Source organism: Paenibacillus pasadenensis DSM 19293, from assembly GCF_000422485.1.
GTDB lineage: Bacteria > Bacillota > Bacilli > Paenibacillales > Paenibacillaceae > Paenibacillus_O > Paenibacillus_O pasadenensis.
Genome location: NZ_AULW01000015.1, coordinates 259923 through 281806, shown reverse-complemented (window position 1 = coordinate 281806; position 21884 = coordinate 259923). Strand labels below are relative to the sequence as shown.

Below are 21884 nucleotides of genomic sequence, written 5' to 3'. Positions count from 1 at the left end.
GGGCTTTTGTCCGTATGGTACAATAGCCGCAAGAGGTGACATCGACCGATGTTGTTGAAACGCATTGAGCTGTCCGGCTTCAAGTCGTTCGCCGACAAGACCGAGATGGAGTTCGTAAGGGGCATCACCGCCGTCGTCGGCCCGAACGGCAGCGGCAAAAGCAACATATCCGACGGCATCCGCTGGGTGCTCGGCGAGCAGAGCGCCAAAAGCCTGCGCGGCGGCAAGATGGAGGACATCATCTTCGCCGGCAGCGACGCGCGCAAGGCCGTCAACTTCGGGGAAGTCTCGCTTACGCTGGACAACTCCGACGGCGCGCTGTCCGTCGAGCATCACGAGGTGACGGTGACGCGGCGGGTCCATCGCAGCGGCGACAGCGAATACATGATCAACCGCCAGCCGTGCCGGCTCAAGGACATCACCGAGCTGTTCATGGATACCGGCATCGGCAAGGAGGCGTACTCCATCATCGGCCAAGGTCGGATCGAGGAGATTCTGAGCACGCGCTCGGAGGACCGCCGCGGCATTTTCGAGGAAGCGTCCGGCATCGTCAAGTACAAGTCGCGCAAGCGCGAGGCGCAGCGCAAGCTCGACGACGCCGAGGGCAATCTGCTCCGCATCCATGACCTCGTCTCCGAGCTCGAGGACCAGGTCGAGCCGCTGCGCGAGCAGTCCGAGCGCGCCTTGCTGTACAAGTCGCTCAAGGAGGAGCTCAAGCACCGCGAGATCGCGCTCTACGTGCATCAGATCGAGGGCGTGCACAAAAGCTGGAACGAGAACAATGCGCGCATGGAAGGGCTGAAGAAGGAGGAGCTGGAGCTGTCGGCGGTCGTCAGCCGCCACGACGCGTCGCTCGAGCAGGACCGGCTGCAGCTGCGCCGGCTTGAGGAGCGGCTCGAGGAGCTGCACGGGCAGATGCTCGCCTACAGCGAGGAGTTCGAAAAATGCGAAGGCCAGGGCGAGGTGCTCAAGGAGCGCCGCCGCTACCTTGCAGACAGCCGCGAGCAGCTGGCGCAGGCGCTGGAGACGGCTGCCGCGCGCCAGGCGGAGCTCGCCGCGGAGGAGGAGCAGGCGCGGGCGAAGGCCGGCGCGCTCGAGGCGGAGCTGATCGACCTGCGCAGCCGCATGGGCAGCGAGGAGAACCGGCTGCGCGGCGTCGCCGGCGGCACGTCCATGGAGGCCGGCGAATCGCTCAAAGGCGAGCTGCTCGAGGTGCTCGGCACGATGGCGCAGCTGCGCAACGAGATCCGCTACGCGGAGCAGCAGCGCGAGGCGCTGCAGCGGCGCAAGGAGCGGCTCGGCGGCGAGGAGGGCAAGTGGCAGGAGCAGTCCGGCCGCCTGCAGAGTCGCCGCTCGGAGCTGATCGAGGCGCTCGCCGCCTCGTCGGCGGAGCTGGAGCGGATCCGCAGCAAGTACATAGAAGAGTCGCAAAGGACGCAGCAGCTGCAGAAGCGGCAGGAGGAGGCTTCGGCCGCCCTGCGGACTTGGGAGCAGCGCAAGGAGGCGCTCGTCTCCCGGCGCGATACGATGAAGGAGATGCAGGACGCGCTGGACGGCTTCATGCACGGCGTGCGCGAGGTGCTCAAGGCGGCGCGCCGCAGCTCCGGCGGCTTGTCCGGCGTGCACGGCGCGGTCGCGGAGCTCGTGCGGGTGCCGCAGCGCATCGAGGTCGCCGTCGAGACGGCGCTCGGCGGAGCGATGCAGCATGTCGTCATGGAGGACGAGCGCTCCGCGCGCGCGGCGATCTCCTTCCTCAAGCAGCGGCAGCTCGGACGGGCGACGTTCCTGCCGCTCGACGTCATCAAGAGCCGCAGCGTCCCGGAGCAGGAGAAGCGGCAGGTCGCCGCGATGGAGGGCTACGTCGGCATCGCCGCGGAGCTCGTGACCAGCGAGCCGCGCTACCTGGCGATCGTCGGCAATCTGCTCGGCAACGTGCTGCTCGCCGAGAACCTGGAGGCGGCCAACCGGATCGCCGCCCGCTGCGGCTATCGCTTCCGCGTCGTGACGCTGGAAGGCGATGTCGTCAACGCCGGCGGCTCGATGACCGGGGGCAGCCTGCAGAAAAAAGGCGCCAGCCTGCTCGGCCGCCAGCGGCAGATCGAGCAGCTCGACCACGAGTCCGCCGAGCTGCAGCGGCAGCTCGCCCGCGTGCGGGCGGAGCTGGACGATCTGCGCAAGGAAGGCTCCATCGCCGCGCAGAACCGCGACGAGCTGCGCGAGCAGTCGGAGCGGCTGAAGCTGCAGGAGCAGCAGCAGCGGGCCGAGCTGCAGCATGCGGAGAGCGAGCTGGCCGGACTGCAGGAGCAGGGAGCGGTATTCTCCGCTGACCGCTCGGGCTTTGAGGAGGAGGAGCGGCAGCTCGTCCAGGCGGCCGCCGATGCGGCCGAGCGCCTGGACGAGCTCGGCATCCGCGAGGCCGGGCTGCAGGAGGCGATCCGCATCGCCGAGGAGCGGCGCAAGGCGAGCGAGTCGGAGAAGGAGGAGCTGCAGGTGCAGCTCACCGACCTCAAGATCCACGTCGCCAAGGCGGACCAGGAGCGGCTCGCGCTGCAGGATACGCTGTCGCGACTCCGCTCGGAGAGCGCCCGCGCCCGTACCGAGGCGGCGTCGCTGGAGGCGCAGCAGCGGCAGCGCAGCGCCGAGCAGGAGGAGCTGGAGGCGGCGTCGGTCGCGCAGATCGAGGAGCTCAACCGGCTGCGCCTGCGCAAGCAGGAGACGGCCGAGCAGACCGAGCTCGCCCGCTCCGCGCGCGCGGACAAGAGCCGCGAGCTCGAGCAGATGGAAAGCGAGACGCGCGAGCAGCGCAGCGGCCTGAAGCGGGTGGAGGAGCAGCTACGGCAGACGGAGATCGCCGTAAACCGGCTCGACGTCGAGCTCGACAACCTGCTGCGCAAGCTGAGCGAGGAATACGGACTCAGCTACGAGCTGGCCAAAGCCCGCTACGCGCTCGAAGGCGATCCCGCCGAGGCGCAAGGCGCGGTGCGCGAGCTGAAGCGCCGCGTCGCCGGCCTCGGCGAGGTCAATCTCGGCGCGATCGAGGAGTATCAGCGGGTGCGCGAGCGCTTCGAGTTCCTCGACAGCCAGCGCCAGGATCTGATGGAGGCCAAGGCGACGCTGTACGAGGTCATCCGCGAGATGGAGGACGAGATGTCGAAGCGCTTCCGGCAGACGTTCGAGGAGATCCGCAGGCATTTTGTCGTCGTCTTCGCCAAGCTGTTCGGCGGCGGCCGCGCCGATCTGACGCTGGCCGATCCCGAGCGGATCCTCGATACGGGCATCGACATCCTCGCCCAGCCGCCGGGCAAGAAGCTGCAGAACCTGCAGCTGCTCTCGGGCGGCGAGCGGGCGCTGACGGCGATCGCGCTGCTGTTCGCGATCCTGCAGGTCAAGCCGGTGCCGTTCTGCGTGCTCGACGAGGTCGAGGCGGCGCTCGACGAGGCCAACGTCTCCCGCTTCGCACAGTATTTGCGCGAGTTTTCGGAGCTGACGCAGTTCATCGTCGTCACTCACCGCAAAGGAACGATGGAAGAAGCCGACGTGCTGTACGGCGTCACGATGGAGGAAGGCGGCGTGTCCAAGCTCGTCTCCGTCCGCCTCGAGGACGAGTTCGGCGGCGAGTCGGCGTCGGCTTGATAGAGGAATGAAGGGATAAGCTAGCTTCGGAGGGATAGCCATGGGCTTTTTCAAAAAGCTGAAGGAAAGCATCGCGAGCAAGACGGAATCGGTGACGAACGTCTTCAAGGAAGGACTCGCCAAGACGCGCACCGCGCTCGTCGAGCGCGTCGAGGAGCTGATCACGCGGCGCAAGAAGATCGACGAGGAGTTCTATGAGGAGCTCGAGGAGATCCTCATCAGCGCCGATGTCGGCGTCAATACGGTCATGGACCTGATCGACGACCTGCGCGCCGAGGTGAAGAAGCGGAAGATCGAGGACGCAGGGCAGCTGCAGCCGGTGCTGTCGGAGAAGCTCGTCGGGCTGCTCGGCGGCGATCAGGACAACGGACTGCGCATGGCGGAGGAGGGCATCACGGTCATCCTGTTCGTCGGCGTCAACGGCGTCGGCAAGACGACGACGATCGGCAAGCTGGCCCACCGCTTCAAGAGCGAGGGCAAGACGGTGCTGATGGCGGCGGGGGATACGTTCCGCGCAGGCGCGATCGAGCAGCTCGAGGTATGGGGGCAGCGCGTCGGCGTCGACGTCATCCGCCAGCAGTCCGGCTCCGATCCGGCGGCCGTCATGTTCGACGCGGTGCAGGCGGCCAAGCAGCGCAAGGTCGACGTGCTGCTGTGCGATACGGCGGGCCGGCTGCAGAACAAGAACAATCTGATGGAGGAGCTGAACAAGATCTTCCGCGTCATCCAGCGGGAGATTCCGGGCGCGCCGCATGAGGTGCTGCTCGTGCTCGACGCCAATACCGGCCAGAACGCGCTCAGCCAGGCGAAGCTGTTCGGCGAGAAGAGCGGCGTGACCGGGCTCGTGCTGACGAAGCTCGACAGCACGGCCAAGGGCGGCATCGTCATCGCGATCCGCCACGAGCTGAGCCTGCCGGTCAAGTTCGTCGGCCTCGGCGAGAAGATGGAAGATCTGCAGCAGTTCGACAGCGAGCAGTTCGTGCATGCTCTGTTCGCCGGCTTGATCCGCGATCAGGATGCGCAGGACGGATCCGATTCGTCCAGGTGACAAGGTTCATCCCTTGACACCTGCCGCGCCCCTGGGTTATGATAGGTCTCGCGAAGAAAAGCCTCGGATGAAGGAGCTGCTCGGATGGCGACGGAAAGCCGCGACGCGCTGGAGAAGACGACGCGGATCAACCTGCTGTTCGACCTGTACGGAGCGCTGCTCACGGACAAGCAGGTCGAGATCCTGACGTTTTACTTTCGGGAGGACTTTTCGCTCGGAGAGATCGCGGCGGAGCTCGGCGTCAGCCGGCAGGCCGTGTACGAGCATGTGAAGCGCGGCGGCCTGCTGCTGGAGGATTACGAGAGCAAGCTCGGCCTGCTCGCCCGGCTGGCGTCCGCGGGACGCCTTCTGGATGAGCTGGACGCCGCAGCGTCCGGCCTGGACGATCCGTCCGGACCCGGGGAGCGCATCCGCTCTCTGGGGCGGGAGCTGCGGGAGACGCTGCTGGACATAGACAAGCGATAGACATGAGGACGGGAGGTGGCGGCATATGGCATTTGAAGGATTGTCGAGCCGGCTGCAGAACGTGTTCGGCAAGCTGCGCGGCAAAGGCAAGGTGACCGAGGACGATCTGAACGACGCCATGCGCGAGGTCAGGCTGGCCCTGCTCGAAGCGGACGTCAACTTCAAGGTCGTCAAGGAGTTCATCGCCAAGGTCAAGGAAAAGGCGCTCGGCCAGGAGCTGCAGAAGAGCTTCACGCCGGGCATGGTCATCATCGACATCGTCAACAAAGAGCTGACGGAGCTGATGGGCGGGACGCAGAGCAAGCTGGCCAAGGCCGGCAAGCCTCCGACCGTCATCATGATGGCCGGCCTGCAAGGCGCGGGCAAGACGACGACGTCGGGCAAGCTCGCCCTCATGCTCAAGAAGTCGAGCCACAAGCCGCTGCTCGTCGCGGGCGACATCTATCGTCCTGCCGCGATCAAGCAGCTGCAGGTCGTCGGCAGCGGCATCGACGTGCCGGTATTCACGCTGGGCGACCAGACGTCGCCGGTCGAGATCGCCCGCCAAGGCGTGCAGCATGCCAAGGACAACGGCCTCGACTACGTCATCATCGATACGGCCGGACGGCTGCATATCGACGAGGCGCTCATGGAGGAGCTCAAGCAGATCCATGAAGTGACGCGGCCGGACGAGGTGCTGCTCGTCGTCGATGCGATGACCGGCCAGGAAGCGGTCAACGTCGCCCAGAGCTTCCACGACCAGCTGGCGCTGACCGGCGTCGTGCTCACCAAGCTCGACGGCGATACGCGCGGCGGCGCGGCGCTGTCCGTCAAGGCGGTCACCGGCTGTCCGATCAAGTTCGCCGCGACCGGCGAGAAGATCGAGCCGCTCGAGCCGTTCCATCCGGAGCGGATGGCATCGCGGATTCTCGGCATGGGCGACATGCTGTCGCTCATCGAAAAGGCGCAGGCCGGCATCGACGCCGACAAAGCGGCCGAGATGGAGCGCAAGATGCGCAACGCTGAGTTCACGTTCGAGGATTTCCTGGAGCAGATGGAGCAGGTCCGGAACATGGGGCCGCTCGATCAGATCCTGGAGATGATGCCCGGCATGAACAAGATGAAGGGCTTGAAGGACATGAAGGTCGACGACAAGCAGGTCGGCCGGATCGAGGCGATCGTGAAGTCGATGACGACCGAGGAGAAGCGCAAGCCGGAGCTGCTCAACCACAGCCGCCGGAGGCGCATCGCGGCCGGCAGCGGCACGTCGGTCGCAGAGGTCAACCGTCTGGTCAAGCAGTTCGACGACATGCGCAAGATGATGAAGCAGTTCAGCTCGATGATGGGCGGTCCCGGCGGCAAAGGGCCGAAGATGCCCAAGGGCGGCCTCAACATGAACAGCCTGAAGGGCATGTTCGGCGGAGGCGGCGGCAAGAAAGGCAAGTTCCCGTTCGGCTGAGCGCCGCGGGCACGGCCCTGATTCTTTCAAGGAGGTGAAGTATAATGGCAGTACGTATCCGTCTGAAACGCATCGGTGCGCACAAGGCTCCGTTCTACCGCGTCGTAGTATCGGATTCCCGTTCCCCGCGCGATGGCCGTTTCATCGAAGAAATCGGTACTTATAACCCGGTTGCTCAACCGGCTCAAGTGAATATCGACGAAGAAAAAGCCCTCAAGTGGCTGCAAACGGGAGCGCAAGCTTCCGACACCGTCCGCAACCTGCTTTCCAAAGCAGGCGTGCTCACGAAGTTCCACGAGCAAAAGCACCAGAAGTAAGGTTCTCCCGTTCGGGACGACCCGAATATAAGCATCGCAAAAGGGTTAGGATGATATCCTAGCCCCTTTTGCATCCAAGGCGAGGTGAGATGGATGGCGGATCAATGGTTCACGGTCGGCGAGATCGCCAACACGCACGGCATTCGCGGCGAGCTGAAGATCGTGCCGCATACGGACTTCGCGGAGCGCCGGTTCGCTCCCGGCAGCAAGCTCTCGATCCAAAAGGACGGGCAGCAAGGCGCCGTGCTGGTCGAGGTGCAGAATGCGCGATCCCATAAAAACGTGTATATCGTCAAGCTGAAGGGCTACGAGAACATCAATGACGTCGAGAAGTTCAAGGGCAGCCTGCTCAAGATCTCGGCGGAGCAGCGCGACGCGCTGGACGAGGGCGAGTTCTACTACTCGGACATCATCGGCAGCGAGGTCGTCACCGAGGACGGCGAGCGGCTCGGCGTCGTGACCGAGATTTTGCGTCCCGGAGCGAACGACGTCTGGGTCGTCGAGCTCGAGAGCGGCAAGGAGCTGCTGCTGCCGTATATCGACGATGTCGTGCGCAAGGTGAACGTCCGCGCCAAGCAGATTACGGTACGGCTGCTGGAAGGGCTGTTGTAGCGCCATGCGGATCGACGTGCTGACGCTGTTTCCCGAGATGTTCGACGGCGTCTTCGGCGCGAGCATCCTCGGCAAGGCGAGGGACAAGGGCATCGTCTCGCTGCAGGCGGTGAACTTCCGGGCCTACTCGGGCAACAAGCATAATACGGTGGACGACTATCCGTACGGCGGCGGGGGCGGCATGGTGCTCAAGGCCGAGCCGGTGTTCGCGGCGGTCGAGGACCTGCTTGGGAGCGGCGAGGAAGCCGGTTCCCCCCGCGTCATCCTGATGTGCCCGCAGGGACAGCCCTTCACCCAGGCCAAGGCGGAGGAGCTGTCGCAGGAAAAGCGCCTCGTCTTCATCTGCGGCCATTACGAAGGCTATGACGAGCGCATCCGCGAGCATCTCGTCACGGACGAGCTGTCGATCGGCGATTATGTCCTGACCGGCGGAGAGCTGCCTGCGATGGTCATGATCGACAGCATCGTCCGCCTGCTGCCGGGCGTGCTCGGCAACGAGTCGTCGGCGGTGACGGACTCCTACAGCACCGGGCTGCTGGAGCATCCGCACTACACGCGTCCGGCCAGCTTCCGGGGCTGGGAAGTGCCGGAGGTGCTGCTGTCCGGCCATCACAGCCGGATCGAGCAGTGGCGCCGCGAGCAGTCGATGCTGCGCACGCTGCAGCGGCGTCCGGATCTGCTGGAGGAGGCGCCGCTGAGCGACAAGGAGCGCCGCTGGCTGGAGCAGCGGCGGCTTGAGGAGCAGGCAAGCGCCGAGGATGCCGGAAAAAAATAGCCGATCTGCGCCGAGGCGCTTGTCAATCGGCCTAGAGTATGGTACGATTTGAAATGTTGTTTGCAGACTCGGACGGTCCTCTATCGGCGACGATCCGGCTCATAAGGCGAGCCCGGGTAGCTTATATGAACGTCTATGGTGGAAGGAGGCACTACTCATGAACATTGTACAAGCGATTACGCAAGAGCAGCTGCGCAAGGACATCCCGAGCTTCCGTCCAGGCGACACGCTTAAAGTGTACGTAAAGGTTATCGAGGGATCCCGCGAGCGGGTTCAGCTGTTCGAAGGCGTTGTCATCAAACGTCGCGGCGGCGGAATCAGCGAGACGTTCACCGTCCGCAAGATTTCTTACGGTGTTGGCGTGGAGCGTACGTTCCCGATCAACTCGCCGAAGATCGATCGCATCGAGGTTACCCGCCGCGGTAAAGTGCGCCGCGCGAAACTGTACTACCTGCGTGAACTGCGCGGCAAGGCAGCACGGATCAAAGAGATCCGCCGCTAGTCCGCCACATGATGAAATGCAAAGAGGGGCTTGCCGCAAACAAGCCCCTTTTCGTGTACAGATGAAGCCCGCTCTGCTTGCGGCGGGAGCCGAGAGCGCAGATAGAGAACGCACCCCTCGCGGGTCCGAGAAAGAAGGCGGAGCACAGATGGTGGACGAGCAGCTCCAGGAGCAGCAGCCGGAATCCGGCGGCAACAAAGCTCGGAAAGAGATATTTGAGTGGGTCAAGGCGCTTGCGATCGCGGCCCTGCTCGTGTGGATCATCCGCTGGTTCCTGTTCGCGCCGTTCGCGGTGGACGGTCCGTCCATGCAGCCGAACTTCCACACGGGAGAAAGGCTTATCGTCAACAAGATCCTGTACGAAATTCGCGAGCCGAAGCGCGGCGAGGTGGTCGTGTTCCACGTCCCGCAGGAGAATCGCGACTTCATCAAGCGTGTCATCGCGCTGCCGGGCGACACGGTCAGGGTCGAAGGCGACGAGGTGTACGTCAATGACGAGAAGCAGGACGAGCCCTATCTGAAGCAAGCGATCGCCGAGGCGCAAGCTAGAGGCGAGCTATGGAACCAGACCGGACCGAACTTCCCGAACGAGCTCGTCACGGAAGGCACGGTGCCGGCCGACTCGTTCCTGGCGATGGGCGACAACCGCAGCAATAGCGAGGACAGCCGCCGGATCGGCTACATTCCGTACGATCAGCTGATCGGACGGGCCGACGTCATTTTCTGGCCGCTGACCGATATCCAGATCATCAAGCATGGGTAGGCGAAAGCCTGCCCTACATTATTTTATAAAGAGGTGTCTGTATGACGATTCAGTGGTTCCCGGGACATATGACAAGAGCGCGCAGGCAGATCGAGGACAAGCTCAAGCTGATCGACATCGCGATCGAGCTGCTGGACGCGCGCGTGCCGATGTCCAGCCGCAACCCGATGGTCGACGACATCCTGAAAGGAAAGCCGCGGCTCATCCTGCTGAACAAGGCGGATCTGGCGGATCCGAAGGAGACCGAGCGCTGGATGGCCTACTTCGCCTCGCGCGGTTTTGCCAGCATCGCCGTCGATTCGTCCACGGGCTCGAGGGTGAACGAGATCCCTCATCGGGTGAGGGAGATCCTGCACGAAAAGATCCAGCGCATGCTTGACCGCGGCATGAATCCGCGCGCCATGAGGGCGCTCATCGTCGGCATCCCGAACGTCGGCAAGTCGACGCTGACGAACCGGCTCGCCGGGCGGTACATCGCCGCGACGGGCGACCGTCCGGGCGTGACCAAGGGCCAGCAATGGATCAAGGTCGGCAGCGAGATGGAGTTGCTCGATACGCCGGGCATCCTTTGGCCCAAGTTCGAGGATCAGCTCGTCGGCTACAAGCTGGCGATGACCGGAGCGATCAAGGAGCAGGTGCTCAACATCGAGGATGTCGCTTACTTCGCCGTTCGGGTGCTCGCGGAACGCTATTGGCCGGAGATGCGCGAGCGGTTCGGCCTCGATGAGCCGCCGACCGATCTCGACGACAACATGCAGATCGTGGCGGTCATGGAGCAGATCGGACGCAGCCGCGGCTGTCTCGTCAGCGGCGGGCGCGTCGATCTCGAAAAGGCGTCGGGCATCATCCTGCGCGAGCTGCGCGCCGGCAAGCTCGGCCGGCTCACGCTGGAGGCGGCTCCGCCGGCCGGCCGCGCATGAGCCGCCGCAAGCCTCGCGGCGGAGAGGCGCGAGAAGCGCAGCTGCCGTTTGAGCCGATGGCGAATGCCAGGCCGGAGGCCGTTCTCGACGGGCAAGCGGATCGGCTGCCGCAGCAGCAGCTCGCGGAGGCGGACGATCGGCTCGCTTTTGAAAAGGCGCTATGGGGGCAAGGGGCCGGACTCGTCTGCGGCGTCGATGAGGTCGGCCGCGGCTGCTTGTTCGGCGATGTGGTCGCCGCTGCAGTCGTGCTGCCGGCCGGCCTTGTGCTGGACGGCGTCCACGACTCCAAAAAGCTGAGCGAGAAAAAGCGCGAGCAGCTGTACGACGTCATCGCGGAGTCGGCCGTCGCCTGGGCGGTCGCCCGCATCGACGCGGCGGAGATCGACCGGATCAACATTCGCCAGGCCTCGCGCCTCGCGATGAAAAAAGCGGTCGAAGCGCTGGGAGTCACGCCGGACCATCTGCTCGTCGATGCGGAGACGGTTGAGATCGATCTGCCGCAGACGCGGATCATCCACGGCGATGCGCTCAGCCAGTCGATCGGGGCCGCCTCGATCATGGCCAAGGTGACGCGGGACCGGCTTTGCAAGGAGATCTGGGACCTGCACTACCCCGAGTACGGCATCGCGGTACATAAAGGCTACGCCACAGCCCGCCATCGCGAAGCGCTGGCGCGTTACGGACCGACAACGCTGCATCGCCGCTCCTTTCTCGGCAAGATATTGCCGGAAGAGCAGCTGCAGCTTTTCTAAAAAAAGCTTCGAAGTCCCGCCCGCATCCCATGCAGGCGGGACTTTTTTTGGACGGCAAAAGGGCAGCGGCTCACAAACGGGAGCGGCGCGGTCGATATAACGGGATAGAGTTAGCCGCCTCATCGGCGCAGGCAAGCGGACGAGGCGGCAGTGAAGCTTAGAGCAGCGAGGAGGCAGCGGATGAATATCGGATCGTTTCTGAAAGCGATCGGCGACCTCCAGCCTGCCGCAAGCCGGGCGCTGGAGCTGCGGCCGGGACAGACCGTGCGGGCGACGGTGCTGGAAGCGCATGGGAAGGACGGAGCGCTGCTGCAGATCGGCGACAGCCAGCTGCTCGCCAAGCTGGAGACGCCGCTCGAGACGGGACAGACGGCCGTGCTTCAAGTGAAGGGCGAGACGGACGAGGGCGTGATCGTGCTGCAGCTGGCGGCGAGAGGGGCGAAGCCGGCGGCGGAGGCGGAAGCGCCAAAATGGAAGGAGCTCGCGGGCCAGCTCGGATTCGGCGCAGGCGACAAAGGCGCGGCCGAGCTCGTCAAGGCGATCCGCGCGGCCGGCCTGCCGCTCTCCGCAGAGACGGCAGAGGGATTGCGGACGGCTGCGGCGCTGAAGCCGGCCGGCGTCGATGCCGGGGAGTGGCTGCGAGCGGCGGCGAGCGCCATGCAGCGAGGCATGCCGCTGACGAGCGAGACGCTGCTCGGGCTGCGGCAAGCGCTGTCCGGTCCGCCGGTGCATGAGCTGCTGGCGCGGCTCGAGCAGGAGCTGGCGGCGATGGGCTCGGCTCGGCCCAGCGATGCCGCCGAAGGAGACGGCTCTTTGGCGAAGCGGGCTGCGGGGGTCGGCGAAGCGGCGGCTCCGGCCGCTCCGGCCGCGGCGGTCGGACAAGACGCGAAGCAGCGGCCGGCTGGGCCGACCGCCTCGCTCGGAGCGGGGGCCGGCGAAGCGGCTCCGCTGGACGGGGCGGCAGAGGCGGCGAAGGCCGGTCCTGCGCCGCTGAAGGCGGCCGATGCTGCGGCGAGGCTGCTTTCGCTGCTGCAGGGCGGGCCATGGCTGGAGCCGGCAGCGGACGCGGCGGCGGAATCGCTGCCGGGGCGCGGCGTTCCGGCGGATGGCGGCGGCGCCTCCGGCAAAGGCGTCCTGGCCGGCGCCGACGGCAGGCATGCAGCCGGCGCAGCGAAGGGCGGCGCGGCGCTCAGCGCCGCTGCGGCGCAAGCTGCGGCCGCGGCCGTGCCTGCGCCGCAGGGGGGCGAGCCTCCGGCCGCGCGAGCAGCGGCAGAAGCCGCAGCGGCCGCCTCCGCGGCCGGAGCGGAGGGCGAGGGAGCGAAGCTGCCGCCGCAAGGGGCGGTCAAAGCATGGCTGCAATGGCTGGGAGCCGGCCACGAGCATCAATTGGCCCGTGCCGCCTCCACGGTTCCTTCCGCAGCCGTCGTCGCAGCGCCGCAGCAGGAGGCCGGCCCCCATGATGCGGCGGCCGGAGGCGCTCGCCCGGGCGGCATGTCGTCGGCCGAGCCGGGAGCGGCGGCGGGATCGGGGGAAGCGGGGCGAACCGCTGCGGCTGGACGCGGCGACGCCTCGGCGGCCATGAACGCGCCTGCCGCTGCCGCTCGGAGCGGTCCGGAAGCGGCAGCGGCGGCCCAGGCGGCGCCGCCTCGCTCGGAGGAAATGGATGGCGCCGCCTCGCGCGGCCTCCGACCGGAGGCGCCTGCGTCCGCGACGATACGGTCCGGCTTGCCGCTGCCGGCGTTCGCGGCGCCGGATCAGGCGGATGCGGCGGCGCTCAAGCCGGCGCTGCTGCAGCTGCTTGCGGCGACGGACGTGCCGCCGAGCGCGCGCGACGCGGCGACCCAGCTGCTGCAGCAGATCACCGGCCAGCAGCTGCTGCTGACGCCGGAGCGCAGCGGCGCGTTCTTTTCCCAGCTGACGCTGCAGCTGCCGGTGCGCACGCCGGACGGCACGACGACCGCCTCCGTCCATGTGCAGACGCGTCGCGGAGCGCGGGGCGAAGTGGACGCGTCGAACTGCCGCCTGTTGTTCGACCTCGAGCTCGACAAGCTCGGCACGACGCTCATTGACGCGGCGATTGTCGACAAGGTCGTCTCGTTGACGGTATTCGCCGATCATCCCGCCGTGCCGGCGCTGCTGGAAGCGGGACGTCAAAGCCTGGCCGACCAGGTTCGTCAAGCGGGCTACCGGCTGCTCGGGCTGCGGGCGGCGGATAGCCGTCCGTCGTCCGAGGGCGGGGGAGCAGACTCGGGAGCCGCAGCGGCCAAGCCGGAATTCGGGCAGGAGCGCTATCGGGGAGTGGATATCAAAGTATGAGCGGGAATGCACAGCCGGGGACAGAAGCAGCGTCCGAGACGGGGCGCATGCGGCAGGAAGGCGAAGGCAAGGGGCGACGCAGCGCCGAAGAAGCGCCGCGCGCGGCAGTCGCGCTCCGCTACGACCCGGCAGAAGGAGCGCCTTCGGTCGTCGCCAAGGGAAAGGGGCAGCTCGCCGACGAGATCGTCCAGCGGGCACGAGAGAACGGAGTGCCTGTCCAGGAGGACCGCTCGCTGGTCGAGGTGCTTTCAAAGCTTGATTTGAACCAGCAGATTCCGGCCGAGCTGTACGAGCTCGTCGCGGAGCTGCTGAGCTTCATCTATCAGACGGACCGCAAGGCCGGCGCTCTTTCGGGAGCGCTGGACGCTCCTGGCGGGCAAGAAGGAGGCGGGCGCGGGTGAAAAAGCGGCCGATCGGCAAGGAAAGCCGAGGCGCAGCGCATGCAGCCGGCTCCGGCGCGGGCCAGCCGGTGCGGTCGCCCCGAAGCGACCGCCGCAAAGAGTCCGGACGGATCGGCGAGGACGCGGCCGCCGCTTGGCTGGAACGAGGCGGCTTGCGGCTGTTGGAGCGGAACTGGCGCTGCCGGCTGGGCGAGCTCGACTTGATCGCGGAGGACGGCGGCACGCTCGTATTTATCGAGGTCCGCTCCGCCAGGACCGGAAGCCGGTTCGGTTCCGCCGCCGAAGCGCTGCATGGACGCAAGCAGCTCAAGGTGCGTCAAGTCGCCGGCGTCTACCTGCAGCAGAAGGGATGGGACGGCAGGCCGATCCGCTTCGATGCGGCGGCCGTGACGCTGGATGCGTCCGGCCTTCGGGCGCTGGAGGTGCTGCATGTCAAAAACGCCTTTTGAAGAAGCGGTCGCCGCTTCTCCAAAAGGCGTTTTTTCGAAAATCCGGCCCGCTTCAGCTCCAGCCGGGCAGGCGGCGGTATTGGATCGCCTCGGCGACATGAGCGGCCTCGATCCGCTCGAAGCCTTCCATGTCGGCGATCGTCCGCGCCAGCTTGAGGATCCGGTCGTGAGCGCGGACGCTGATGCCGAGCTGGTCGAACGCCTGCTGCAGCAGGCGGGCGGCCTCGGGCCGAAGCGATGCGGCCCGGCGCAAGGCCGATCCGGCCAGCTCGCCGTTCCAGGCGGTGCCGGCGGAGGACGAGCGGGCTTCCTGCGCCGCGACCGCGCGTGCGACGAGCTCTCTCATCTGCGCGCTGTCCATGCCGGTCTGGCTGCTGTCCAAAGCCGGCGGCCGCTGCACTTCGACGAGCAGGTCAAGACGATCGAGCAAAGGACCGGAGATGCGGGAGCGGTATCGGTCGATCGCCGTCTCCGAGCAGCTGCACTCCGGCTGGCCGGGAGCAGCGGCCGTAGCGCCGAGGTAGCCGCATGGACATGGATTCATCGAGGCCGCGAGCTGGAAAGAGGCCGGAAAGCGAAAGACGGCTCTGGCTCTGGCCAGCGTCACCTCGCGATCCTCGAGCGGCTGGCGCAGCGCCTCCAGCGCGCTGCGCGGGAATTCCGGCAGCTCGTCGAGAAAAAGCACGCCGCGATGCGCGAGCGTCGCCTCGCCGGGACGCGGAATCGAGCCGCCGCCGATCAGGCCGGCGGCCGAAATCGTATGATGCGGCGCGCGGAACGGACGCTCCTCGATCAGCGACCCTTGCCGAGGCAGCTTGCCGGCGACGCTGCATATTTTCGTCACCTCGAGCGCTTCCTCGCGGCTCATCGCCGGCAGGATGCCGGGCAGCCGGCGGATGAGCATCGTCTTGCCCGTGCCGGGCGGTCCCGACAGCAGCAAATTATGCCTGCCGGCGGCCGCGATCGCCAGCGCGCGCTTGGCGCCGTGCTGGCCGATCACATCCGCGTAATCGAGCCCGGCGCTCGGGCCGCCCGCCGCGCAGGAAGGCGCCGCCGCATCCGCGCCTGCCTCCCACAGCAGCGAGCGCCACTCCTCTCCGCTGCGGCAGGCGGCGGCAAGCTCGGTCAGGCTGCGTGCCGAATAGACGTCGAGATCGCCGACCAGCGCCGCCTCGGCTGCGTTGGCGGCGGGGACGAGCACGCGCCGCAGGCCGAGCCGCCGCGCCTCCGCCGCCATCGGCAGCACGCCGGGCACGGAGCGCAGCTCGCCGCTGAGCGCGAGCTCGCCGATGACGAGGGTATGCTCGAACATCCGCCCCTCCAGCTGGCCGCTTGCCGACAGGATCGCGGCCGCGATCGCCAGATCGTAGGCGGTGCCTTCCTTGCGCATGTCGGCAGGCGCGAGATTGACGGTGATGCGCTGCATCGGAAATTGAAAGCCGCAGTTGCGCAGGGCGGCGCGGACGCGCTCGACCGACTCGCGCACGGCCGGATCGGGCAGGCCGACGACGGCGATTTGCGGCAAGCCGCTGGCGAGATCGACCTCGACGGCGACGAGCCGTCCGTCGACGCCCTGCACGCTGGCGCTGGAGAACGAACTGTAGGACATGACAAAAAGCACCCTCCCCGAATAACGGGCGAAGGTGCTTCCTTACTTCCCTGAAAAGTATATGGATACGTTAAGATTAGACCAGCCCAGCCGCGGTGTCAACCGCGCTTCCATTCCGTTCCACTTTTACCGAAACGCAAAAAAATTTTTACGGTCGGAGCGTGATTTTGCGCGAAGCGAGTCGCGGGTTGTGATATAATGACAGATGTTTGTTTGATTTGATCTAGCTGTTTCCACCCGAGTCAGAGGATTGGAGGATGTCGTGAATGAACATTCATGAGTATCAAGGCAAAGAAGTCTTGAAACAATACGGGGTCGCAGTCCCGGAAGGCAAGGTCGCCTTCACGGTGGACGAGGCTGTTGAGGCAGCCAAGGAACTGGGAACTTCCGTCGTTGTGGTCAAGGCGCAGATCCATGCGGGCGGCCGCGGCAAGGCCGGCGGCGTCAAGGTAGCGAAGAGCCTGGACGAGGTGCGCCAGTACGCATCCGAAATTCTGGGCAAGACGCTCGTCACGCATCAGACGGGTCCGGAGGGCAAGGAAGTCAAGCGCCTGCTGATCGAGCAAGGCTGCGACATCAAGAAGGAATACTATGTCGGCGTCGTCGTCGACCGCGCGACCGGCCGCGTCGTCATGATGGCGTCCGAAGAGGGCGGCACGGAGATTGAAGAAGTCGCGGAGCATTCCCCGGAGAAGATCATCAAGGAAGTCATCGATCCGGCGGTCGGCCTGCTGCCGTTCCAAGCCCAGCGTCTTGCATACGCTATCAATATCCCGAAAGAGCTCGTCCGCAAGGCGGTCCAGTTCATGACGGCCCTTTATGCGGCGTTCGTGGACAAGGACTGCTCGATCGCCGAGATCAACCCGCTCGTCGTCACCGGCGACGGCAATGTCATGGCGCTCGACGCCAAGCTGAACTTCGACTCCAACGCCCTGTTCCGCCACAAGGACATCCTGGCGCTGCGCGACCTCGAGGAAGAGGACGCCAAGGAAATCGAAGCCTCCAAGTATGACCTCAGCTACATCGCGCTCGACGGCAACATCGGCTGCATGGTCAACGGCGCCGGCCTCGCGATGGCGACGATGGACATCATCAAGCATTACGGCGGCGACCCGGCCAACTTCCTCGACGTAGGGGGCGGCGCGACGAAGGAGAAGGTGACGGAAGCCTTCAAGATCCTGCTGTCGGACGCCAACGTCAAGGGCATCTTCGTCAACATCTTCGGCGGCATCATGCGCTGCGACGTCATCGCGGAAGGCGTTGTCGCGGCTGCTCGCGAGCTTGGCCTGGAGCGTCCGCTCGTCGTGCGCCTCGAAGGCACGAACGTCGAGCTTGGCAAGAAGATCCTGAATGAATCGGGCCTGAACCTGGTCGCGGCGGACAGCATGTCCGACGGCGCTCAAAAAATCGTTGCGCTCGTAAAATAACGCCCTTGGGGCTGCAGAGACGAATTCTGTTAGGGGATGTGAATGTGCGATGAGCATTTTGATCAACAAAGATACCAAAGTGATCACCCAGGGCATTACCGGCCAGACCGGCCTCTTCCATACGAAGGGCGCCCTTGAGTACGGAACCCAGATGGTCGGCGGCGTGACGCCGGGCAAAGGCGGCACGACGGTCGACATCGAGCTGGAGAACGGCGAGACGAAGTCGCTGCCGGTATTCAACTCCGTGCGCGAAGCGGTCGCCGAAACCGGCGCGACCGTATCCGTCATCTACGTTCCGCCGGCCTTCGCGGCCGACTCCATCCTGGAAGCGGTGGAAGCGGAGCTGGAGCTGGTCATCTGCATTACGGAAGGCATTCCGGTGCTCGACATGGTGCGCGTGAAGCGCTACATGGAAGGCAAGAAGACCCGCCTGATCGGACCGAACTGCCCGGGCGTCATTACGCCGGACGAGATCAAGATCGGCATCATGCCGGGCTACATCCATCGCAAAGGCCATGTCGGCGTCGTTTCCCGCTCGGGAACGCTCACGTACGAGGCGGTCCACCAGCTGACGACTCGCGGCATCGGCCAATCGACTGCGGTCGGCATCGGCGGCGACCCGGTCAAAGGCTCCGAGTTCATCGATATCCTGAATCTCTTCAACGAGGATCCGGATACGTACGCGGTCATCATGATCGGCGAGATCGGCGGCACGGCTGAGGAAGAAGCGGCCGAGTGGGTCAAGGCGAACATGAAGAAGCCGGTTGTCGGCTTCATCGGCGGCGCTACGGCTCCTCCAGGAAAGCGCATGGGCCATGCCGGCGCCATCATTTCCGGAGGCAAAGGCACGGCGAAGGAAAAAATCTCTACGCTTGAGGCTTGCGGCATCAAGGTCGCTCCGACTCCATCCGACATGGGCTCCACGCTCGTGAGCGTGCTGGAAGAGCAGGGCCTGCTCGAGAAATGCAAGACTCACTGATTTCAATCGCTTGATCTTGGAAGGCAGGCAGCCTTCTTCTCCCGTTTCGGGGAAGAAGGCTGCCTTTTTTTATTGCCGCTCGTCAAGCTCCTGCGGCATTGGCGGCGCCTGCGCGCTTGCAATCTGGATTCTTGTGCCCCACAATAGGGATTGGCGCAGGTGCCGTCCTTTATAATAGAAGAAAAGGACGGTAGCCGATGATGGATGAATGGTTGGAACAGCAATGGACTGCGCCGGAGCGTGCACGCGTGCGCGAATTTATAATCGCCATGCATGAAACGCCGGGAATCGGATGGCAATCGCTGTATCGCGCGATGAAGGCGGAGCTGTGGCGGGATCCGGAGCTGGACGCCGCCCGGCTGGAAAGGCTGGGCATCCGGCAGGCGCCGGCCGTGGAAGCGGCGCGGCGCTGGAGGGAGCGTCAGGAACCCGCTTGGGAAGGGGCATTTCTGGCGCTGGCCGGGCGCAGGCTGGCGATCTTCGATGACGGGTATCCCGAGCTGCTCCGGCGGATTCCGCAGCCGCCCTGGCTGCTGTACGCGGTCGGGCGTCTGGAGCTGCTGGAGCGGCCATGCCTGGCGATCGTAGGGACGCGAGGGCCGACCGCCTATGGCAAGCAGGCGGCATCCAGGCTGAGCAAGGAGCTGGCAGCAGCGGGCTTCGGCATCGTCAGCGGCATGGCCCGCGGGATCGACGGCTTGTCTCATGAAGCCGCGCTCGAAGCGGGAGGGGCGACGATCGCCGTGCTCGGCACTCCGGTCGACACCGCTTACCCGCCCGACAACCGGGCGTTGTACCGACGGCTGTGCCGAGAGGGGCTCGTGCTGTCCGAGTTTCCGATCGGCACTCCCGTCAAGCCGGGCATGTTCCCGCAGCGCAACCGGATCATCGCCGGCTTGTCTCACGGTACGATCGTGATCGAGGCTGCCGCGGCGAGCGGCTCGCTCATTACGGCCGACCAGGCGCTGGACATGAACCGCGAGGTGTATGCGGTGCCGGGGCCGATCCATTCGCCCAAGAGCGTCGGCTGCAACGCTTTGATCCGAGACGGCAGGGCGAAGCTGGCGGACGGCTCGGAGACGATCATCCGCGATTTTCACTTTTTGCGGCCGTCGCAGCCGAGCGCGCCTTCTCTTTTGGAGGAGCCTCGGCTCGACGAGAATGAGCGGCTTGTGTACGGGCTGCTGCAGAACGAGCCGCGCTCGGCGGACGAGCTGTTTGAGGCTTCGGGGCTCGCTTTTGGACTTTTGCAAACAGTTCTGATAAATTTATGTTTAAAACGTAAGATTGAACTGCATAACGGTTCCATATATATGGCATTGTAAGCAGCTTGCGAAAGGAGGACGCCAACATGGCCGATTCACTTGTCATTGTCGAATCACCGGCAAAAGCGAAGACGATTGGCAAATATCTGGGAAGCAAATTTATCGTGAAAGCCTCGATGGGCCATATCCGCGATTTGCCGAAAAGCCAGATCGGCGTCGAAGTCGAGAACGATTTCAATCCCAAATACATTACGATCCGCGGCAAAGGCTCCGTCCTCAAGGAATTGAAGGACGCCAGCAAAAAGGTCAAGCGCGTTTATCTCGCGGCTGACCCGGATCGCGAAGGCGAGGCGATCGCCTGGCATTTGGCGCATTATCTGGACTTGGACGAGACCGACGATTGCCGCGTCGTCTTCAACGAAATTACGAAGCAGGCCGTCAAGGACGCGTTCAAGACGCCGCGCAAGATCGACATGGATCTTGTCAACGCGCAGCAGGCGCGGCGCATCCTGGATCGCCTCGTCGGCTACAAGATCAGCCCGCTGTTATGGAAGAAGGTCAAGAAGGGCCTGTCTGCAGGCCGCGTCCAGTCGGTCGCGGTCAAGCTGATCAGCGACCGCGAGAACGAGATCGAGGCGTTCGAGCCGGTGGAATACTGGTCCATCACCGCTGGGCTGCATAAGGGCAAGTCGGCGTTCGAAGCCAAGTTCCATTCCTATCAAGGCGACAAGTCGGAGCTCGGCAGCCAGGCGGAGGTCGACGTCGTGCTCGCAGCGATCAAGGGCCGCGACTTCACGGTCGCCGAGGTGAAGGAAAAGGAGCGGCTGCGCAATCCCGCTCCGCCGTTCATTACGAGCTCGCTGCAGCAGGAAGCGGCGCGCAAGCTGAGCTTCCGCGCTTCCAAGACGATGTCCGTTGCCCAGCAGCTGTATGAGGGCGTCGACCTCGGCAAGCAGGGCACGGCCGGCCTCATCACCTACATGCGTACGGATTCGACGCGGATCTCGCCGGTCGCTCAAGAAGAAGCGAAGGGCTACATCGTCGAGAAGTACGGACCGGAGTTCTATCCGGAGCAGCCGCGCGTCTACCTGAAGAAAAACGCCAACGCCCAGGACGCGCATGAGGCGATTCGCCCGACGTCGATGGAATGGGAGCCGGATGCGGTCAAGGAATACCTGAGCCGCGATCAGTACCGGCTGTATAAGCTCGTCTGGGAGCGCTTCGTCGCCAGCCAGATGAGCTCGGCGGTGCTCGATACGATGACGGTCGATCTGAACGCAGGCGAGGCGGTGTTCCGCGCGTCCGGCTCCAAGGTCAAGTTTGCCGGCTTCATGAAGGTTTATGTCGAAGGCAATGACGACGGCACCGCCGCGGACGAGGACAAATTCCTGCCCGCATTGGCCGAGGGGGAGAGCCTCAAGGCCGAGTCGATCGAGCCGAAGCAGCACTTCACCCAGCCGCCGCCCCGCTTCACCGAAGCGCGGCTCGTGCGCACGCTCGAGGAACTCGGCATCGGCCGTCCGAGCACGTATGCGCCGACGCTGGAAACGATCCAGAAACGCGGCTATGTCGCGATCGAGGAGAAGAAGTTTTTCCCGACCGAGCTCGGCGAGCTGGTCATCCAGCTGATGGAGGAGTTTTTCCCCGAGATTCTCGATGCGGAATTCACCGCCCATATGGAAGGCGATCTCGACCATGTCGAGGAGGGCAAGGAGGACTGGGTCCGGGTGCTTGCCCAATTCTACGAGTCGTTCGAAAAGCGGCTTGAGGTTGCCGAGGAAGAAATGAAGGAAGTCGAGCTTCAAGACGAGGTGTCGGACGAGGTATGCGAGAAATGCGGCAGCCCGATGGTGTACAAGATGGGCCGCTTCGGCAAATTCCTCGCCTGCTCCGGATTCCCGGACTGCCGCAATACGAAGCCGATCGTCAAGAACATCGGCGTGGCCTGCCCGAAATGCGCGGAAGGCCAGATCATCGAGCGCCGCAGCAAGAAGGGCCGCATCTTCTACGGCTGCGACCAGTATCCGGGCTGCGACTACGTTTCCTGGGACCGTCCGGCCGGCAAGCCGTGCCCGGAATGCGGCAGCATGCTCGTCATCAAGCGCAATAAGAGCGGAGCCAGGTATCAGTGTCCTTCCTGCGACTTCAACGAGGAGCTGCCGGAGGATCAGGAGCTCGGATAACCCATCAGCGGGAAGCGGAAAGCGGACACC

19 protein-coding genes are annotated in these 21884 nt (G+C 65.0%); 18 read left to right on the top strand and 1 reads right to left on the bottom strand.

Translation table 11 applies throughout. The features are described from left to right. The first annotated feature begins 48 nt into the window (after nt 1-48). The 14 genes from smc to H582_RS0103740 all read left to right on the top strand — a co-directional run bounded on the left by smc (nt 49) and on the right by H582_RS0103740 (nt 14391). The gene (gene smc / locus H582_RS0103805) at nt 49-3633 is read left to right on the top strand and encodes a chromosome segregation protein SMC (RefSeq protein WP_028597460.1); all 3585 of its coding nucleotides are present in this window, start codon (nt 49-51) and stop codon (nt 3631-3633) included. Between the two features lie 40 nt (nt 3634-3673). Next, nucleotides 3674-4681 carry a signal recognition particle-docking protein FtsY gene (gene ftsY / locus H582_RS0103800; RefSeq protein ID WP_028597459.1) on the top strand — a complete coding sequence of 336 codons (1008 nt, stop codon included), beginning with the start codon at nt 3674-3676 and terminating at the stop codon, nt 4679-4681. An 84-nt stretch (nt 4682-4765) separates the two neighbouring features. Continuing rightward, nucleotides 4766-5146, top strand: a complete 381-nt coding sequence (ylxM, locus tag H582_RS0103795; RefSeq protein ID WP_028597458.1) for a YlxM family DNA-binding protein — start codon at nt 4766-4768, stop codon at nt 5144-5146. 25 nt (nt 5147-5171) lie between these two features. Next, complete coding sequence (gene ffh / locus H582_RS0103790; protein ID WP_028597457.1) at nt 5172-6584, top strand: signal recognition particle protein; 1413 nt, start codon at nt 5172-5174, stop codon at nt 6582-6584. Nucleotides 6585-6628: 44 nt separating this feature from the next. Then, nucleotides 6629-6901, top strand: a complete 273-nt coding sequence (gene rpsP, locus H582_RS0103785; RefSeq protein ID WP_028597456.1) for a 30S ribosomal protein S16 — start codon at nt 6629-6631, stop codon at nt 6899-6901. Between the two features lie 93 nt (nt 6902-6994). Continuing rightward, nucleotides 6995-7513 carry a ribosome maturation factor RimM gene (rimM, locus tag H582_RS0103780; RefSeq protein ID WP_028597455.1) on the top strand — a complete coding sequence of 173 codons (519 nt, stop codon included), beginning with the start codon at nt 6995-6997 and terminating at the stop codon, nt 7511-7513. 4 nt (nt 7514-7517) lie between these two features. Beyond that, complete coding sequence (gene trmD, locus H582_RS0103775; RefSeq protein ID WP_028597454.1) at nt 7518-8288, top strand: tRNA (guanosine(37)-N1)-methyltransferase TrmD; 771 nt, start codon at nt 7518-7520, stop codon at nt 8286-8288. Nucleotides 8289-8445: 157 nt separating this feature from the next. After that, nucleotides 8446-8790: a 50S ribosomal protein L19 gene (gene rplS, locus H582_RS0103770; protein WP_028597453.1), complete on the top strand. Its 345-nt coding sequence runs from the start codon at nt 8446-8448 to the stop codon at nt 8788-8790. Nucleotides 8791-8938: 148 nt separating this feature from the next. Beyond that, nucleotides 8939-9553, top strand: a complete 615-nt coding sequence (lepB, locus tag H582_RS25835) for a signal peptidase I (protein ID WP_043110854.1) — start codon at nt 8939-8941, stop codon at nt 9551-9553. A 41-nt stretch (nt 9554-9594) separates the two neighbouring features. Further along, the gene (ylqF, locus tag H582_RS0103760; protein ID WP_028597452.1) at nt 9595-10473 is read left to right on the top strand and encodes a ribosome biogenesis GTPase YlqF; all 879 of its coding nucleotides are present in this window, start codon (nt 9595-9597) and stop codon (nt 10471-10473) included. After that, a complete protein-coding gene (locus H582_RS0103755; protein WP_240478922.1) occupies nt 10470-11225 on the top strand; it encodes a ribonuclease HII in 756 nt (251 codons plus the stop codon). Before ylqF ends, H582_RS0103755 begins: the two co-directional genes overlap by 4 nt. Nucleotides 11226-11405: 180 nt before the next feature. Then, nucleotides 11406-13541 carry a flagellar hook-length control protein FliK gene (locus H582_RS0103750; protein ID WP_028597450.1) on the top strand — a complete coding sequence of 712 codons (2136 nt, stop codon included), beginning with the start codon at nt 11406-11408 and terminating at the stop codon, nt 13539-13541. A 47-nt stretch (nt 13542-13588) separates the two neighbouring features. Further along, on the top strand, nt 13589-13942 hold the full coding sequence (locus H582_RS25830) for an EscU/YscU/HrcU family type III secretion system export apparatus switch protein (protein WP_052332926.1): 354 nt from the start codon (nt 13589-13591) through the stop codon (nt 13940-13942). Next, nucleotides 13939-14391, top strand: a complete 453-nt coding sequence (locus H582_RS0103740; RefSeq protein ID WP_240478921.1) for a YraN family protein — start codon at nt 13939-13941, stop codon at nt 14389-14391. Before H582_RS25830 ends, H582_RS0103740 begins: the two co-directional genes overlap by 4 nt. 52 nt (nt 14392-14443) lie before the next feature. Here the strand turns inward: H582_RS0103740 and H582_RS0103735 are convergent, their stop codons facing one another. Then, nucleotides 14444-16000, bottom strand: a complete 1557-nt coding sequence (locus H582_RS0103735; RefSeq protein WP_043110887.1) for a YifB family Mg chelatase-like AAA ATPase — start codon at nt 15998-16000, stop codon at nt 14444-14446. Nucleotides 16001-16266: 266 nt separating this feature from the next. On the opposite strand from H582_RS0103735, the gene sucC reads away from it, so the two are divergent. From sucC to topA, 4 genes are all read left to right on the top strand, one after another. Beyond that, nucleotides 16267-17427, top strand: a complete 1161-nt coding sequence (gene sucC / locus H582_RS0103730; protein WP_028597447.1) for an ADP-forming succinate--CoA ligase subunit beta — start codon at nt 16267-16269, stop codon at nt 17425-17427. A 49-nt stretch (nt 17428-17476) separates the two neighbouring features. Next, complete coding sequence (sucD, locus tag H582_RS0103725; RefSeq protein WP_028597446.1) at nt 17477-18406, top strand: succinate--CoA ligase subunit alpha; 930 nt, start codon at nt 17477-17479, stop codon at nt 18404-18406. Between the two features lie 248 nt (nt 18407-18654). Next, complete coding sequence (gene dprA / locus H582_RS0103720) at nt 18655-19731, top strand: DNA-processing protein DprA (protein ID WP_028597445.1); 1077 nt, start codon at nt 18655-18657, stop codon at nt 19729-19731. 26 nt (nt 19732-19757) lie between these two features. Then, entirely contained in the window at nt 19758-21854 is a 2097-nt protein-coding gene (gene topA / locus H582_RS0103715) for a type I DNA topoisomerase (protein WP_028597444.1), read from the top strand. The last annotated feature ends 30 nt before the right edge of the window (nt 21855-21884 follow it).